At 29.6% G+C, this 16059-nt stretch carries 11 protein-coding genes; 9 read left to right on the plus strand and 2 right to left on the minus strand.

Annotated features, from left to right (window positions below; genetic code table 11):
• The first annotated feature begins 12 nt into the window (after positions 1 to 12).
• The 6 genes from I4V16_RS06830 (at position 13) to I4V16_RS06855 (ending at position 9718) form a co-directional block, all read left to right on the plus strand.
• Complete coding sequence (locus tag I4V16_RS06830) at positions 13 to 1704, plus strand: sugar phosphorylase (protein ID WP_195542034.1); 1692 nt, start codon at positions 13 to 15, stop codon at positions 1702 to 1704.
• An 11-nt stretch (positions 1705 to 1715) separates the two neighbouring features.
• Positions 1716 to 2861 carry a glycerate kinase gene (locus I4V16_RS06835; protein ID WP_195631448.1) on the plus strand — a complete coding sequence of 382 codons (1146 nt, stop codon included), beginning with the start codon at positions 1716 to 1718 and terminating at the stop codon, positions 2859 to 2861.
• Positions 2862 to 3277: 416 nt separating this feature from the next.
• Positions 3278 to 5248: a fructose-specific PTS transporter subunit EIIC gene (locus I4V16_RS06840; protein ID WP_195542033.1), complete on the plus strand. Its 1971-nt coding sequence runs from the start codon at positions 3278 to 3280 to the stop codon at positions 5246 to 5248.
• An 82-nt stretch (positions 5249 to 5330) separates the two neighbouring features.
• On the plus strand, positions 5331 to 7952 hold the full coding sequence (locus I4V16_RS06845; protein ID WP_205686206.1) for a glycoside hydrolase family 38 C-terminal domain-containing protein: 2622 nt from the start codon (positions 5331 to 5333) through the stop codon (positions 7950 to 7952).
• A 62-nt stretch (positions 7953 to 8014) separates the two neighbouring features.
• The gene (locus tag I4V16_RS06850; protein WP_049178201.1) at positions 8015 to 8812 is read left to right on the plus strand and encodes a MurR/RpiR family transcriptional regulator; all 798 of its coding nucleotides are present in this window, start codon (positions 8015 to 8017) and stop codon (positions 8810 to 8812) included.
• Positions 8813 to 8833: 21 nt separating this feature from the next.
• Complete coding sequence (locus I4V16_RS06855) at positions 8834 to 9718, plus strand: ROK family protein (RefSeq protein WP_111937333.1); 885 nt, start codon at positions 8834 to 8836, stop codon at positions 9716 to 9718.
• Between the two features lie 41 nt (positions 9719 to 9759).
• On the opposite strand, the gene greA is transcribed toward I4V16_RS06855, so the two are convergent.
• A complete protein-coding gene (gene greA / locus I4V16_RS06860) occupies positions 9760 to 10227 on the minus strand; it encodes a transcription elongation factor GreA (protein WP_195966604.1) in 468 nt (155 codons plus the stop codon).
• 230 nt (positions 10228 to 10457) lie between these two features.
• Between greA and I4V16_RS06865 the strand changes: the two genes are divergently transcribed.
• The 3 genes from I4V16_RS06865 (at position 10458) to ade (ending at position 14407) form a co-directional block, all read left to right on the plus strand.
• On the plus strand, positions 10458 to 11063 hold the full coding sequence (locus tag I4V16_RS06865; RefSeq protein WP_049178194.1) for a hypothetical protein: 606 nt from the start codon (positions 10458 to 10460) through the stop codon (positions 11061 to 11063).
• Between the two features lie 106 nt (positions 11064 to 11169).
• Positions 11170 to 12501, plus strand: coding sequence for an MATE family efflux transporter (locus tag I4V16_RS06870; RefSeq protein WP_195542031.1), 1332 nt, complete (start codon positions 11170 to 11172; stop codon positions 12499 to 12501).
• A 106-nt stretch (positions 12502 to 12607) separates the two neighbouring features.
• Positions 12608 to 14407: an adenine deaminase gene (gene ade / locus I4V16_RS06875; RefSeq protein WP_099314122.1), complete on the plus strand. Its 1800-nt coding sequence runs from the start codon at positions 12608 to 12610 to the stop codon at positions 14405 to 14407.
• 244 nt (positions 14408 to 14651) lie between these two features.
• Here ade and I4V16_RS06880 read toward each other — a convergent pair whose 3' ends face one another.
• Positions 14652 to 15884: a helix-turn-helix transcriptional regulator gene (locus I4V16_RS06880; protein ID WP_111937334.1), complete on the minus strand. Its 1233-nt coding sequence runs from the start codon at positions 15882 to 15884 to the stop codon at positions 14652 to 14654.
• Positions 15885 to 16059 lie beyond the last annotated feature (175 nt).

Consider the following 16059-nt stretch of genomic DNA (forward strand, 5'->3'; position numbering starts at 1 on the left):
AGGTAAGCTATTATGGGTAGAGTTGAGTTAATTAATTCAGTTATAGATAAAGTTAAGTATATTTATGGTGAAAGTTATAAAGAAGAATATAAAGATGAGATAGAAAAATTAGTGAGCAAATGGGAACGTGAAGAATTCTCAAAGGCAGAAGAGGTTTCAGAAAAGAATATTTATTTAATTACATATGGTGATTCAATTTTTGAAGAAGATGTACCAACAATACAAACTTTAAATAAATTCTTAAAGGAAAAGGTAGAAAATACAATTACAGACGTACATATACTTCCTATGTTTACTTATACCTCTGATGATGGATTTTCAGTAGTTGATTATATGGAGATAGATAAAAGACTTGGAACATGGGAAGATATTAAGAATTTCTCTAAAGATTATAGATTAATGTATGATTTTGTAGCAAATCATATATCAAAAAGCAGTAGCTGGTTTAAGGGATACTTAAATAATGAAGAAAAATATAAAGAGTATTTCATAAAAGAAGATAATAGTTTCGATACTAAGAACGTTATAAGACCTAGAACATCACCTTTATTTCATAAGTATGAAGGTAAGGATGGTATCAACAAAACTGCTTGGACAACTTTTAGTGAAGACCAAGTTGATATAAATATAAAGCATTTTCCAGTATTCATTAAAATGACTGATATTTTATTAAACTATGCTAAAAATGGAGCAACTTCAATTAGGTTAGATGCAATAGGATTCTTGTGGAAGGAATCAGGTACAAGTTGTATGCATTTACCTGAAACTCATAAGATAATAGAAATTTGGAGAGTATTATTAGATTACTTTAAGAAAAATACTCAAATAATCACTGAAACTAATGTACCACACATTGAAAATATAAGTTACTTTGGAGATAAAACAAATGAAGCTCATATGGTTTATCAATTTACATTACCTCCATTAGTTCTTTATACATTAACTACCCATAATTCAAGAAAGCTTACTGATTGGGCTAAGACTATAGATAAAGTTTCAGAAAATGCTACATATTTTAATTTCCTATCAAGTCATGATGGAATTGGTATGAGACCAACAGAAGGAATATTAACAGAAGATGAAAAGCAACTTTTAGTTGATAAGGTGATTGAAAATGGAGGAAGGGTTTCTTATAAGAACAATACGGATGGTACAAGATCAGTATATGAGTTAAATATAAATTATAATGATGCTCTTATTAATAAGAATGAAGATTTATCTATGGAAATTCAAGTTGATAAAATTATAGCGTCTAATGCAATTCTTTTAAGTTGTGTTGGGGTTCCAGCAATTTACTATCACTCTTTATTGGGTTCTAGAAATGATTATAAAGGGTTAGAGGAATCAGGAATAAACAGAAGAATAAATAGAGAAAAGTTAGAGTATAATACAATTTCTAAGTCATTAGAAGATGATGATAGGAGAAGAGCTATATTCTCAAAAATCAAAAATTTAATTTCTTTAAGAAAAGAAGAATCAGCCTTCTCACCATTTGCAACTCAAAATATTTTAGATTTAGGTGAAAATATTTTCGCACTAGAAAGATATAATGAAAAAACGCATGAAAAAATAACTTTAATTTTAAATGTTGATAATAAAGAAATAAGTGTGAATTCTAATATTAAGGGTGTGGATAAAATTACAGGAAGAGAAATAGATGGTAATCTTATCTTAAAACCTTATGAATTTGTATGGATTAAATAGGGGTGAAAGTTATGAAAATAGTTTTAGCACCAGATTCTTTTAAGGAAAGCATGACTGCGAAAGAAGCTTGCATTGCAATGGAAAAGGGAATAAAAAGGGTATTAAGGGAAGCTATATGCATTCATGTTCCTATGGCAGATGGTGGTGAAGGAACTATGGATTCTTTAGTTGATGCTACATTAGGTGAAAAATATGCTGTTGAAGTAACTGATCCGCTTGGAAATAAGATTAATGCTAGATTTGGGATGCTAGGAGATAAAGAAACTGCAGTTATTGAAATGGCAGAAGCCAGCGGAATTCATTTAGTTGATAGAGATAAGAGGAATCCTCTAAAGACAACTACCTTTGGAACAGGAGAACTTATTAAAGCTGCATTAGATAAGGGAGCAAAAAAAATTATTATTGGATTAGGTGGAAGTGCAACTAATGATGGGGGTATAGGAATGCTTCAAGCTTTAGGAGCTAGCTTTACAGATAGAGATGGAAATGAGCTTCCTTTTGGAGGAGGAGCTTTATCTCTTTTAGAAAAAATTGATTTAACTAATTTTGATAAAAGAGTATTTAAAGTAGAAATTGAATTGGCATGTGATGTTAAAAATCCTCTTACAGGAAAGAATGGAGCAAGTTATGTGTTTGGAGCTCAAAAGGGTGCAACTAAGGATATGGTTTCTATATTAGATAACAATTTAAAGCATTATGCTGAAAAAGTAAAAGAGTTGTTATCAAAAGAAATAGATAATGTAGCCGGAGCTGGAGCTGCAGGCGGATTAGGTGCTGCACTTTTAGGGTTCTGTAATGGAAAATTGAAAAAGGGAATTGACCTAGTAATTAGGTATTCAAAGTTAGAAGAAAAGCTAAAGGATGCAGATTTAGTTTTTACAGGTGAAGGTAGTATAGATTTTCAAACAAAGTTTGGAAAAACTCCTATAGGAGTTTCGTCTGTTGCTAAAAAATTCAATATTCCTGTTATAGCTTTTGCTGGAAAAGTAGGAAGTGGAATAGAAGAATTGTATAGCTTAGGTATAAATTCAGTAGTAGGAATTATGCCTGGAATAATGAATATAGATGAAGCTTTAAGAAGTGGAAAAGAAAATTTGGAAAGAGCTTCAGAAAATATAATTAGGATAATTGAAGTTCAAAACATAGGAAAAAAATAAAATTTAGGCAAAGTATTAATTGTGGATGTACATCTTAAAGTATAAATCTAAAAAAGAATCTAGATAATTTATCTAGATTCTTTTTGTTGCTTTTCTAATAAAAAACAGCACTAACGATTAAACCTTCTATTAAGAGCAATGGAGCTTGTATGTTAATATTACTTAGAATAATTTCAAGATTGCCTAAACTAATAATTGGTTAAGTAAAAATAAATAATGAAAATATTGAAAAGAAATTTCCAGAAAAGATATTTGTTGATGATTAAATAGAAAAGAATGTTGCTTAATTCCTAAAATCATGAAAATAATTTCATAAAAACATAAAAAAAAGAAAGATAATACTAAAAGTAGTAAAAATGTTTACATAAACCTTTACAGGTGTAATAATATGAACTGTAAAGAGGAGGTAGAGAGTAATGAATAAAAGAATAGTAGCAGTTACAGCTTGCGCAGCAGGTATAGCACATACTTATATGGCGGCTGAAAGTTTAGAAAAAGCAGCAAAAAAGACTGGATATAAAATTAAAGTTGAAACTCAAGGTTCTATTGGAGCTGAAAATGTTTTAACAGAAAAAGATATTGAAACAGCAGACGTAGTAATAATAGCAGCAGATATAAATATAGATTTAATGAGATTTTCAGGGAAGAGAGTATTATCAGTAAAATCAATTGATGCAATAAAAGCACCAGAAGCATTAATTAAAAGAGCTTATGACGAAGCTAAAGTTTTTGGAGCAAAAGGAACTAAGGTTGGTAAGGTGACTTTAGGAAAGACAGAAAATAATTTTGTTAAACATATAATGAGTGGGATATCATATATGACTCCAATGGTTATAGCATCAGGTATACTATTAGCTATTGCTAACATATTTGCATTCCAAGCAAATGAACTTGGTCAAATAGTAAATTGGGGATTTGATAAAACAACACAAATGGGATTTTTCATGTCTAAGCTTTTTGAAGTTGGACAAGTTGGATTTAAATTGATGATTCCTTTATTTGCAGCTTTTGTTGCTAATTCAATAGCAGACAAGCCTGCAATAGCACCAGCAATGATAGGTGCATACTTAGTAAATGATGCAACATATTTAGGAACTCAAACAGGTGGTGGTTTCTTAGGAGCAATCTTAGTTGCATTCATAGTTGGATATTTAGTAAAAGGACTAAAGAAGATAAAATGGCCTAAGATATTACAACCATTACTTGCTATTATGATTATTCCTTTAATAGCTACTTTTGCAATAATGGTTATAGTAACATACTTAATTGGTACTCCGATAGCAGGATTAATGGATAGTTTATATAGTGGATTAACAACTTTAAATGAAACATTCGCTGGAGCACCATTTATAATTGGAGCAATTATTGGTGGTATGATTGGATTTGACTTTGGAGGTCCAGTTAATAAGACAGCACTTATATTTGGTACAGCTGTTTACACAGATACAGTGGCTAAGTTTGGTATAGCAAATGCTAACTTTGTACCTCAAACAGCAACACAAGCTGCAATTTCAGTTGCACCATTAGGAATATGGCTTGCATCAGTATTATTTAAGAATAAATTTACAAAGAATGAAAAGATATCAGCTAGTTCAGCATTTGGTATGGGTATGGTTGGAGTTACAGAAGGAGCAATTCCATTTGCAGCATCTAATCCAGTTCAAATGATTACTGCATCTGTTGCTGGTTCAGCATTAGCAGGGGGACTTGCTTCTATAACTGGATGTAAGTTCTACGGTGGTATTGGATCTCCGCTAGGAGCAGTTATAGGATACATTGAACAACCAGTTCCATTTATAACTTGGATATTATGTATATTTGCAGGTATTTTAGTAACAGCATTAATCATTGGATTCTGGAGAAAGCCAGTATGTGAAGAAGAGGAAGAATATATAGAAGTAGAGCCTAATGAAATTATTGAGGAATCTATAGTAGAAGCTAAGGAATTATTTAGTGAAGATCACATATACATTGATGAAAATTCAACTACTCAAGATGAAGCTTTTAAGTTTATAGCATCAATAGCTAAGAAGCATGGATATGTTAAGAGTGAAGAAGATTTTTATCACGGGTTACAAGAGAGAGAAAAAGAAGCTACAACTGGATTTAATGATGGTATAGCAATACCACATAGTAAAAATTCAACAGTTATTTCACCAGGTGTATTCTTAATTAAATTTAAAAATCCAATAGAATGGGACTCATTAGATGGAAAGAAGATAACTACAGCTTTTGCGCTAACTATTCCTGAGGATGGAGCAGAAAATCACTTAAAGATATTAAGCACAATAGCAAAAGAATTAATAGATGATAATTTCAGAAATACAGTTATCAAAGAAACAGATTCCCAAAAACTATACAATTTAGTTAAGGGTATACAACTATAATTTAAAAATCCACTGGTGATTGTAATAAGAACCAGTGGATTTTTACTATAGAAAAGATTTAATTCATAAAAGGAGATATATAATGAAAAAAATACATGTTTATCCCCACACACACTGGGATTATGAATGGTATTTTACTTCAAATGAATCAATTATACAGCTAGTATATCACATGGATGAAGTAATAAAGGCACTAGAAGACGGAGATTTAGAAACATACCTATTAGATGGACAATTAAGTATTTTAGATGAATATATAAAGTTTATGCCAAGTAACTTTGAAAGAGTAAAAAAACTTGTTGAAGAAGGAAAATTAATAATAGGACCTTGGTATACACAAACTGATGAGCTGATTATAGATGGAGAATCAATAGCTAGAAATCTTTTTTATGGTATAAAAAGTGCATCAAAGTATGGAGATTATTTAAAGGTTGGCTATTTACCAGATTCTTTTGGACAAAGTAAGGATATGCCTAAAATATTAAATGGTTTTGATATTAAGAGAAGTATTTTCTGGAGAGGGGTATCTAAGGATGTCTGTCCAAATAGAGAGTTTATTTGGAAGGGTGAAGATGATAGTTCACTTTTAGTTTACAACATAAAAAATGGATACTTCTATGGTGGGAATTTAATTTATACTGATGATGTAGAAAAAGTAGAAAAAACAATTTTAGATGGATCACAAACTGACAATATTCTTCTACCAGTAGGGGGAGACCAGAGGTTTGTAGATTTCAATTTAAAAGAGAGAATAAAATACTATAATGATAGAACTAAAAATGATTTTGAATATGTTGAAAGCAGTTGCGATAAGTTCTTTGATGAATTAGAAAAGTCAGAAGGGTTAAAAGAAGTAAAAGGTGAATTTGTAAACCCATCTAACTCTAAAATTCATAGATCAATATATTCTTCTAGATATGACCATAAGTATTTAAATGATAAGATTGAAAGAAGATTAATTTATCAATTAGAACCATTAATGGTTATAGCTCAAAATCTTGGATTAGATCCAAAGGTTGAAATGATAGAGGAAATTTGGAAGAAGTTACTTATGAACCACGCTCATGATAGTGCTTGTGGATGTAATAGTGATAAGACAAATAGAAGTATAATTTCAAGGTTAACAGAAGCAGATCAACTATCTTACTCAGCTTGTGATTATATTATAAGAAAGATAAGTGAATCTATTGAAGGTAAAGAGGAAGATGACATAATTTTATTTAATACTCTTCCTCATAGAAGAGAAGAAGTAGCAAAAGTAGTTGTTACAACTAAACTTAAGAACTTTAAAATTACAGATAAAAACGGAAATATAATTGAGCATGAAGTATTAGATGTTGTTAAAGAGTATGCAGGTAGCATTAAGAAGGATGAGTCTCAATACGATAAAGATCTATACTATTATGTTTCAAAGGTGGCATTAAAATGCAACTTAGAGCCATTAAGTATAGAAGTATTAAAATTAGTTGAAATTGATGAAGAAGTAGAAGCATCAGAAAATAAAAAGGATAATTATATAGAAGATAATTTCTATAAGGTTGAATTCATTGATGGAAAAATTAATATCTTAGATAAGGTTAATAATAGAAAGTTAGAGGATTGCTTATACATTGAAGAAAGTGGAGATGATGGAGATACATATGACTACTCCCCTCCAGAAGAAAAGTATGATTTTAGATATAACTTAAGCTTTGGGAATGGAAATGTAGAAGTAAATAATAGAAAGCTTCATAAAGATATTAAAATATGTGGAGAATTTATTGTACCAGAAAATCTTAAAGAGAGAGAATTAAATAAGAGAAGTACAAGTATACCATATAAATTAATCTTATCATTATCTAATAAAGGTGTTATAGAATGTCATTTAGAATTAGATAATAATGCAGATGATCATAGAATGAGAATAGTTTTAAAAACAGATGTTTTTTCAACAGAAAGCATTTCAGATACTGCTTTTGGGGTAATAAAAAGAGATAATGTTCCTAAACATATTAATGATTGGAGAGAATTAGGATGGAAAGAAGAGCCATCACCAATATATCCAATGCTTCATTTTGCAGGAATTGAAGATGAAAACTCATCAGCTACATTGTTAGCAAAGGGAATAAAGGAATATGAAATATTAGATAATTCTAAGATTGCATTAACTTTATTTAGAGGGGTTGGATTCTTAGGAAAGCCTGATTTAATTAGAAGACCTGGTATAGCATCTGGAAATGAGTTTAGATATATAGAAACTCCTGATAGTCAATTAAGGGGAAAAATGAAATTTAAATTTGCTATATATCTTAGTCATAAGATGGATGCTACAGTAGTAAATAAACTTTGGAAGAATTATAGTATAACTATTCCAAGTTATCAAATACAAGAAATAAACAGGTTTACAAATACCCTTAAATATTTTGTTATGCATCCTTTAAAGAATAGTGTGGAAGCAATAAAGAATGTAGTAGATTGTAGCGAATTAAAAGATATTGTAGTTACTTCTATAACACCTGTAGATAAGAATTCATTTACTATTAGATTTGTAAATTATAATGATAAATTAGTTGATGGAGGCAAGCTTAAGACTAATAAAGGGACTAGTTATGAGTGGGTTAATATGAATAATAGGGCTATAGTTAGTGAAGAAAAAATTAATGGCCATATAAATCTAGGAAAATTTAAAAATGGTGAAATTAAGACATTAAAAATCAATATATAGTTGAAAAAGATGGAAGAAATATATAGTATTAAATCATAGTAAGCTTTGGGAGAGATAGGAATATGAATAAAGAGATTATATTGAGGATAACTCATGCAAAGTTCAAGTTTACCTATGTTGAAGAACAGATTGCTGAGTATTTTCTAGGAAATAATAAACCAATGTCAATAAATGATTTGGCTGAGTTACTATGTGTTTCACCTGCATCAATCACAAGATTTTGTAAAAAGATAGGGCTTAATAACTATAAGGAACTTATATATTTATATAAAGAGCATCTTAAAGAAAATGATAAAATTAATATGAATAATATTTCTGTAGACTTACAAAAATCATACTTTAAAATCTTTAATCAAATTGATGGAAGCTTTAATAGGGAGAAGATTGAGGAGATTTGCGATTTAATACATAGCTATAGATTTATGCATATTTTTGCATTAGGTTTAAGTGCAACAGCAGCTCAAGATTTTAAGTTTAGATTTTCTAGAATGGGGAAATTTATAGAAGTAATTTATGATAAAGATGCTATAGATATGGCTACGGCAGTAATAGAAGAAGGAGACTTGGTATTTATATTTACTTTAAGAGGGAATAAATACCTACAAAAATGTGCAAAAGCCTTAAAGGAAAAGGGAGCTAAACTTGTAGTTATTACAGGAAATGAACATACTAAATTAAATGAATATGCAGATATAATTATAGTTACTGCTAATCTTTCTGGGGAAGAATCAACAGGAATGATATCTGCTCAAATTCCTATTTTAATACAAATAGATTTAATTCACTATTATTATGTAAGGAAATATAAAGAAGTTTTAGAAGCATGGGTTTCAACGGAAAAGGTATTTAATAAAGAGTAATATATGGGGAGGATTTTAGAGATGTATGCATGTTTAGATATAGGAGGTACTTCTATAAAAGTAGGTATTTCTGATAAGAATGGTAATTTAACTAATAAAGGTAATTTAAAGGTTTCTGATGAGTTTAGTGTTATTATAGATGGAATTGTAAATTGGATAGAAGAAATAAGAAAAAGCTATGATATAGAAGGTATAGCAATTAGTGCTCCAGGAGCTGTAAATAGTAAAACTGGGGTGATTGGGGGAGCAAGTGCACTTCCATGTATTCACGGACCAAACTGGAAGGAAATTTTATGTGAAAAAACAGGATTACCTATAAGTATTGAAAATGATGCAAACTGTGCAGCTTTAGCAGAGGCTTTTTCAGGTAAGGGAAAAGATTTAAATGATATATTATTTGTGGTATGTGGTACTGGAATTGGTGGCGCAATAATAAAAGATGGGAAAATTCATCATGGCAAACATCTTCATGGGGGAGAAGTTGGATATATGCTTATGGAAGAATCTAATGGTGAATATTTAAACTTTAGTGAAGTTGCATCTACAATGTCTTTTGTTAGAAAGGTAAGAAAGCACTATAATGATGATTCATGGAACGGAGAAAGTGTTTTTGAAGCAGCAGAAAAAGGCGATGAAGTATGTAGAGGTGCTATAGATACCTTTTATAAGAACCTAGCAAAAGGAATATTTAATTTACAACATATTTATGATCCGGAGATAATTTTGTTAGGTGGGGCAATTAGTAATAGGGAAGATTTTATTGATAGAATAAATGAAAAGTTATTGATGATAAGGGAAAAGATAAATATAGATACCCTTATGCCAAAGATAGATACATGTACTCATAAAAAGGATGCTAATTTAGTTGGAGCTTTAGCTAACTTTTTAATGGAACATGGAGAATAATAGTAAAGCTTCTATGATTTTATATCATAGAAGCTTTATTATTATTCTAAAATTTCAAGAATTTCTACAGTATAATTTGAACCAGGTGCATTTACTTCTACTATGTCTCCAGCTTTACTACCAGATAAAGCTTTTCCTAAATCAGATTCTATACTTATCATCATATTTTCAGGATCTAGGTCCATTGTAGTAACTAATGTAATTACATCTTCATCATCATCTTCAACAAACTTTATTCTAGCTTTACTGTTAATTCCTAATACAGTTTTATCTACATTTTCATCATCAATAACTGTAGCAGTTGAAATCATAGATAATAAATATTGTATTCTGTTATCATTTTCTCTATAGTTAGCACAAGCTTCTTTATACTCAGCATTTTCAGATCTATCACCATGAGCTGCTGCAACTAATTTCTCTTTTGCTATTTCAGCCCTTTTAACAGTCATTCTATAATCTAATTCTTCTTGCAATTTTCTCATATTTTCGTGAGTCAGTATATTATTCATAGATATGAACCTCCCCTAAATCTATTACCTTAATATTATATAAATATATATAAGAAAATGAAAGGTATTTCTAAATAAGTGTGGTTGAATTAATAGTATATAATTTACAAAAAGGTGCTTAAAACCCTTGTGTTAACTTAATATTTTAGTAGCTGATATATTTTTATGTATAGAGGGGAATTTATAGTTTATAATTATAAAAGAATTATTATATATTGAAGGAGAAATAAATGATTAATTTAGATGAACTAAAGCTGATAACTTCCCAAGAATTATTAGAAAAGTTATATGGTAAAAATTTAGAAACAAAGAAGGATGTTTTAGAATATATTGAGAGAACAAAAATACTTAAGGGGGAAGGAGTACCTCAAGAGCTTATTGATGATACTTATAAATTAATTGATGAAAGTATAGATAATATGAAGTCCAAGGTTAAGCCTAATACAATAATGTTCTTAAAGAATACTTTAAAGTCTTCCCTAGGAAAGCTAGTCAAAGAAAAGAAAGAAAATAAACCTGAAAGTGGTTTTATTAAATTCTTTAAAAAAGCATATCCAGAAGGGAAGAGAAATAGGAATTTTACTTATGTATTAATGGATAATAGTAAAATTTCTGCTGAACAAATTTGGACTACTTTAACTTATATAAATAGACAGTATTTAAAAGATAATCTAACTATTTCTAGTGAAGAGAAAAAAGAAATTATAGATATGATTCAAAGAATGTTAGATAAGAGGGATATTAAATATGTAAATCAAATAAAGAGTATGGATAAACTTCTAAAAATGCTTAATATTAAAATAAAAGAAGAAAAAGGAAGTTTTAAAGTAAAGTAGCAAAGGCCGTCAATACTTATTGACGGCTTTTATAATGTTACTAATTAGGAAAAGTATGGTATATTTATAAGAGATATCTTGGAAGTTAGTGGCAGGGGGGATTATTATGTTAGACATGACAAAAGGGAATAGTAATAAGCTTATAATTAAGTTTGCATTACCTATGATTTTGGGAAATATATTCCAGCAATTATATAACCTTGTAGATACTATTGTAGTTGGAAGGTTCGTTGGACCAGACGCATTAGCTGCAGTTGGTTCTTCTTTTGCAATAGTAACTTTTATAACATCAATAATAATTGGCCTAGCTATGGGGGTAGGAGTTATACTGGCTCAAAGCTATGGTTCTAAAGAAAATGATAAATTTAAAGAAATATCTATTACCTCTTTTATATTTATTGGAGGTATTACTTTAATATTGATGGTAATTTCTCTAATATCCATAAACTTATTGTTGGATTTATTTAATATGCCATCAGAATTGTTAGGGGCTGCTAAGGAATATTTAATAATAATTTTATTAGGACTTGGTTTTACTTTTATATATAATTTAGCAACTGCTATTTTAAGAGCAATAGGGGACTCTAAAAGACCTTTATATTTTTTAATTATTGCTTCATTAATTAACGTATTGCTAGATTTAGTTTTTGTAATAAATTTTAATTTAGGTGTAAAAGGAGTTGCACTTGCAACAATAATTGCTCAAGGGGTTTCAGCAATTTTGAGTATTATATATGTATTTAAGAATATATCCTTTATAAAATTTGAGAGAAAAGATATTAGAATTAAAAAGGATACTTTGAAGCTAGTAGCTAATTATTCTATTCTAACTTCAGTTCAACAATCAATAATGAATTTTGGAATACTTATAGTTCAAGGTCTAGTTAATACATTTGGAGTAACTGTAATGGCAGCTTTTGCAGCAGGAGTAAAAATAGATTCTATAGCTTATATGCCAGTTCAGGATTTTGGAAATGCTTTTTCAACTTATGTGGCACAAAACAAAGGGGCTGGAAAGCCTGAAAGAATAAAAGAAGGAGTTAAAGGAGCAATTAAAATAATAATAACTTTTTGTTTATTTGTATCAACTTTAATTCTAATATTTTCTAAGAATATAATGCTTTTATTTGTAGATAAAGGTGAGGAAGAAGTTATAAGACTTGGAGTTGAATATATATCAGTAGTTGCAATTTTTTATGTTCTTATAGGATTTTTATTTATGTTCTATGGTCTTTATAGAGGACTTGGTATGTTAAAAATGTCTATTATTTTAACTATAATCTCTTTAGGAAGTAGGGTTATACTTTCATATATTCTATCTGCAACTACTTTAGGCGCAAATGGAATATGGTGGTCAATACCTATTGGATGGGCATTAGCAGATGGAGTTGGGTTTTATATTTACAGAAAATCACGAACGATATTAGATAAAAATTAAAAAAAGTTTGTATATTTGCAGTTGTATATGGTAAAATTGGGATGAGATTTAAAATAATGTGTTGAAATATAAAGAAGATTATAATAAATAATTAGGGAGAGGTTATATGTTTAATAAATTTAATGTGAAACCATTATGGGAAGTAAGTAAGAAAATTGTTGCTGTATCTCAAGGATATCAATCAGCAGATATAGTAATTACAAATGCAAAACTTATAAATGTATGCACTAGAGAAGTAATTGATAATACTGATGTTGCAATTAGTGAAGGAAGAATTGCTTTAGTTGGAGATGCAAAGCATTGTATAGGGGAAGGAACAGAAGTAATTGATGCGAAGGGACAGTATATAGCTCCTGGATTCTTAGATGGCCATATCCATGTTGAATCATCAATGCTTAGTGTTAGTGAATACGCACGTTCAGTAGTACCTCATGGTACTGTAGGAATATATATGGATCCACATGAAATTTGTAATGTACTTGGGTTAAATGGCGTACGTTATATGATAGAAGATGGTAAGGGAACACCACTTAAGAATATGGTAACTACTCCATCATGCGTGCCAGCAGTTCCAGGATTCGAGGATACAGGGGCAGCAGTAGGACCTGAAGATGTTGCAGAAACTATGAAGTGGGATGAAGTTGTTGGTCTTGGAGAAATGATGAATTTCCCAGGAATATTATACTCTACAGATCATGCACATGGAGTAGTAGGAGAAACATTAAAAGCTAATAAGATAGTAACAGGACATTATTCTCTTCTTGAAACAGGGAAGGGGTTAAATGGATATATAGCATCAGGAGTAAGATGTTGTCATGAATCTACAAGAGCAGAAGATGCACTAGCAAAGATGAGACTTGGAATGTATGCAATGTTTAGAGAAGGTTCTGCATGGCATGATTTAAAGGAAGTTAGTAAGTCAATTACTACAAATGAGGTGGATAGTAGATTTGCAATATTAATATCTGATGATACACATCCACATACTTTACTTAAGGATGGACACTTAGATCATATTATAAGAAGAGCTATTGAAGAAGGAATAGATCCACTAGTAGCAATACAAATGGTTACTATAAATTGTGCTCAATGTTTCCAAATGGATCATGAATTAGGGTCAATAACTCCAGGAAAATGTGCAGATATAGTTTTTATAGATGATTTAAATAAGATTAATATAACAAAGGTTATTATAGATGGTAACGTAGTTGCTGAAAATGGAGTTTTAACAACTGAAATAGCAGAGTACCATTATCCAGAAGATGCAATGAATTCAATGCATATAAAGGAAGAAATAACTCCAAAATCATTTGATATATTAGCTGAAGGTAAAGATAAGGTTAATGCAAGAGTTATAGAAATTATTCCAGCAAGGGTTGGAACATATGAAAGACATATTGAATTAGAAGTTAAAGATGGAAAAGTTCAATGTGATGTAAGTAAAGATGTTCTAAAGGCAGCTGTATTTGAAAGACACCATGAAACAGGTAAAGTTGGATACGGATTTGTAAAAGGCTTTGGAATTAAAGGGGGAGCAATGGCTGCTACAGTTGCTCACGATGCTCATAATTTATTGGTGGTAGGAACAAATGATGAAGATATGGCTTTAGCTGCTAACACATTAGTTGAATGTGGTGGTGGTATGGTAGCTGTTAAAGATGGTAAGGTATTAGGATTAGTTCCACTTCCAATAGCAGGACTTATGAGTGATAGACCGTTAGCTGAGATGGCTGAAAAGGTTGAAGGTTTAGATAAGGCATGGAAAGAAATTGGATGTGATATTGTATCTCCATTTATGACAATGGCTTTAATTCCACTTGCTTGTTTACCAGAATTAAGACTAACTAACAGAGGATTAGTTGATTGTACAAAGTTTGAACTTGTTCCACTATTCGTAGAAGAATAATAATAAGTAAGACCAAATAAGAGTGAATAATATTCTTATTTGGTCTTAAATTTTTATATAATTATAATTTTATAAAAAATAGCAAAAAAAAAGAAAGATGATGGGTACTCATCTTTCAACTATGGTATAAAAGGGTATTGAGAATTTATGAGAGGTTATATGGTCAATAACCAATTACTATGATACGACATTTTGTCGAAAAAGCCAATACCTTTTTTAAAAAAATATGTAGAAATTTTATCCATTACTTAAGAAATAAAGCATCTTTGTACCTTCTGTTATGAATATAGTACTCTTTTAGATAGGAAATAAATACTTTTCTCAATTCCACAAGTTGAGTAATGTCATCAACAATATATATTAATAACCCTTCCCAAATAGGACTTTTAATATAATTCTCATTTTCAATATAAAAATTAAATAACTTAAATAATATATTAGCTAAATCCTTACTTATATGCTCTAAAGATTGAGGAGTATCTAGCTTAGTTATTGAATTCTTTAAATTCTCTTTATCTTCTAAAGTAAAATATATTAAACACTCTATAACTGAATCAGGAATAATCATTCTGTGATCTATTAATCCAGAGTTCTTCTTTAAGTATTTAAAAGAAGTCTTATAGTCTTGTGTTTTAAAATATGACCAAGCAAGCATTGAATTAATATATTCAATATAATATGAGTTTTTAATCTTTTCGGCCATTCTAAGAGACATTTTTAAGTAATTTATAGCATCTGCATGATTATCTAGCATGAAATATACTTCAGCTGTTTTTTCATAGCTTTCCATTATACTAATAAAGTTTCCTTCCTCTACATATAAAGCTAATGCCCTTTTAATTGAATCATATGCTTTAATTGGATTGTTTTCTACTCTATAAACATAAGAAAGCCAATAATAACCATGGCCATTTTCTTTGTAGTTTAGTGCTTTTTCAATATATCTTTTTCCTTCGGATATATCTCCTGTAATATTTAAAATATCAACACCAATATAGAAGTTATATAATGACTCTTGCTTTGGAGATAATAAATCAAAAGCTGAAAGTATTGATTCTTTGGCACCTTCAAATTTATCTCTCTCTGGAGTACTACAATATCTAGCTAGTTTGACCAAATAATAGTCAAGTATAAGAGGAGATGTAATAAAGTCATCTTCATGTTTTTCTATATCATTGAATATTTTATTTGTATAATCAAATTCATTAAAATTAAGATCATTAAGAAATCTTTCAAATGATTTTAAGCCTTTTTCTATAAATTCAGGGCTATCATTGAATTTCAGGCCAAGTCTTTCAAAAAGAATAGATATAACATCATCACTTGGAAGCAATTCACCATTCTCTATACGGCTTAAGTAGGATGGTACACAGATTCCTTTTGCAAGAGCTTTTTGGCTCATATTCTTCTTAATTCTATTTAATCTAACTATTGATCCAATAACTTTCTGATTATTTTTGTATAAAACATCATTCATTTATTAAACCTCTCATTTGTAAAATTTTGTTCATTTCCTTAAGGTTAACATAGCAAAAATATTTAAGTCAATGTTTACATGCTATTTTTAGCATAATAAACCTATAAATTATATGAGAAATTTATAGTGGAATTATATGCTTAAAAAATGATTTTTATATCATATTTCACAAGGA

The organism is Clostridium sp. 1001283B150210_160208_E6, from assembly GCF_015669365.1.
In the GTDB taxonomy this organism is placed as follows: domain Bacteria; phylum Bacillota; class Clostridia; order Clostridiales; family Clostridiaceae; genus Clostridium; species Clostridium paraputrificum.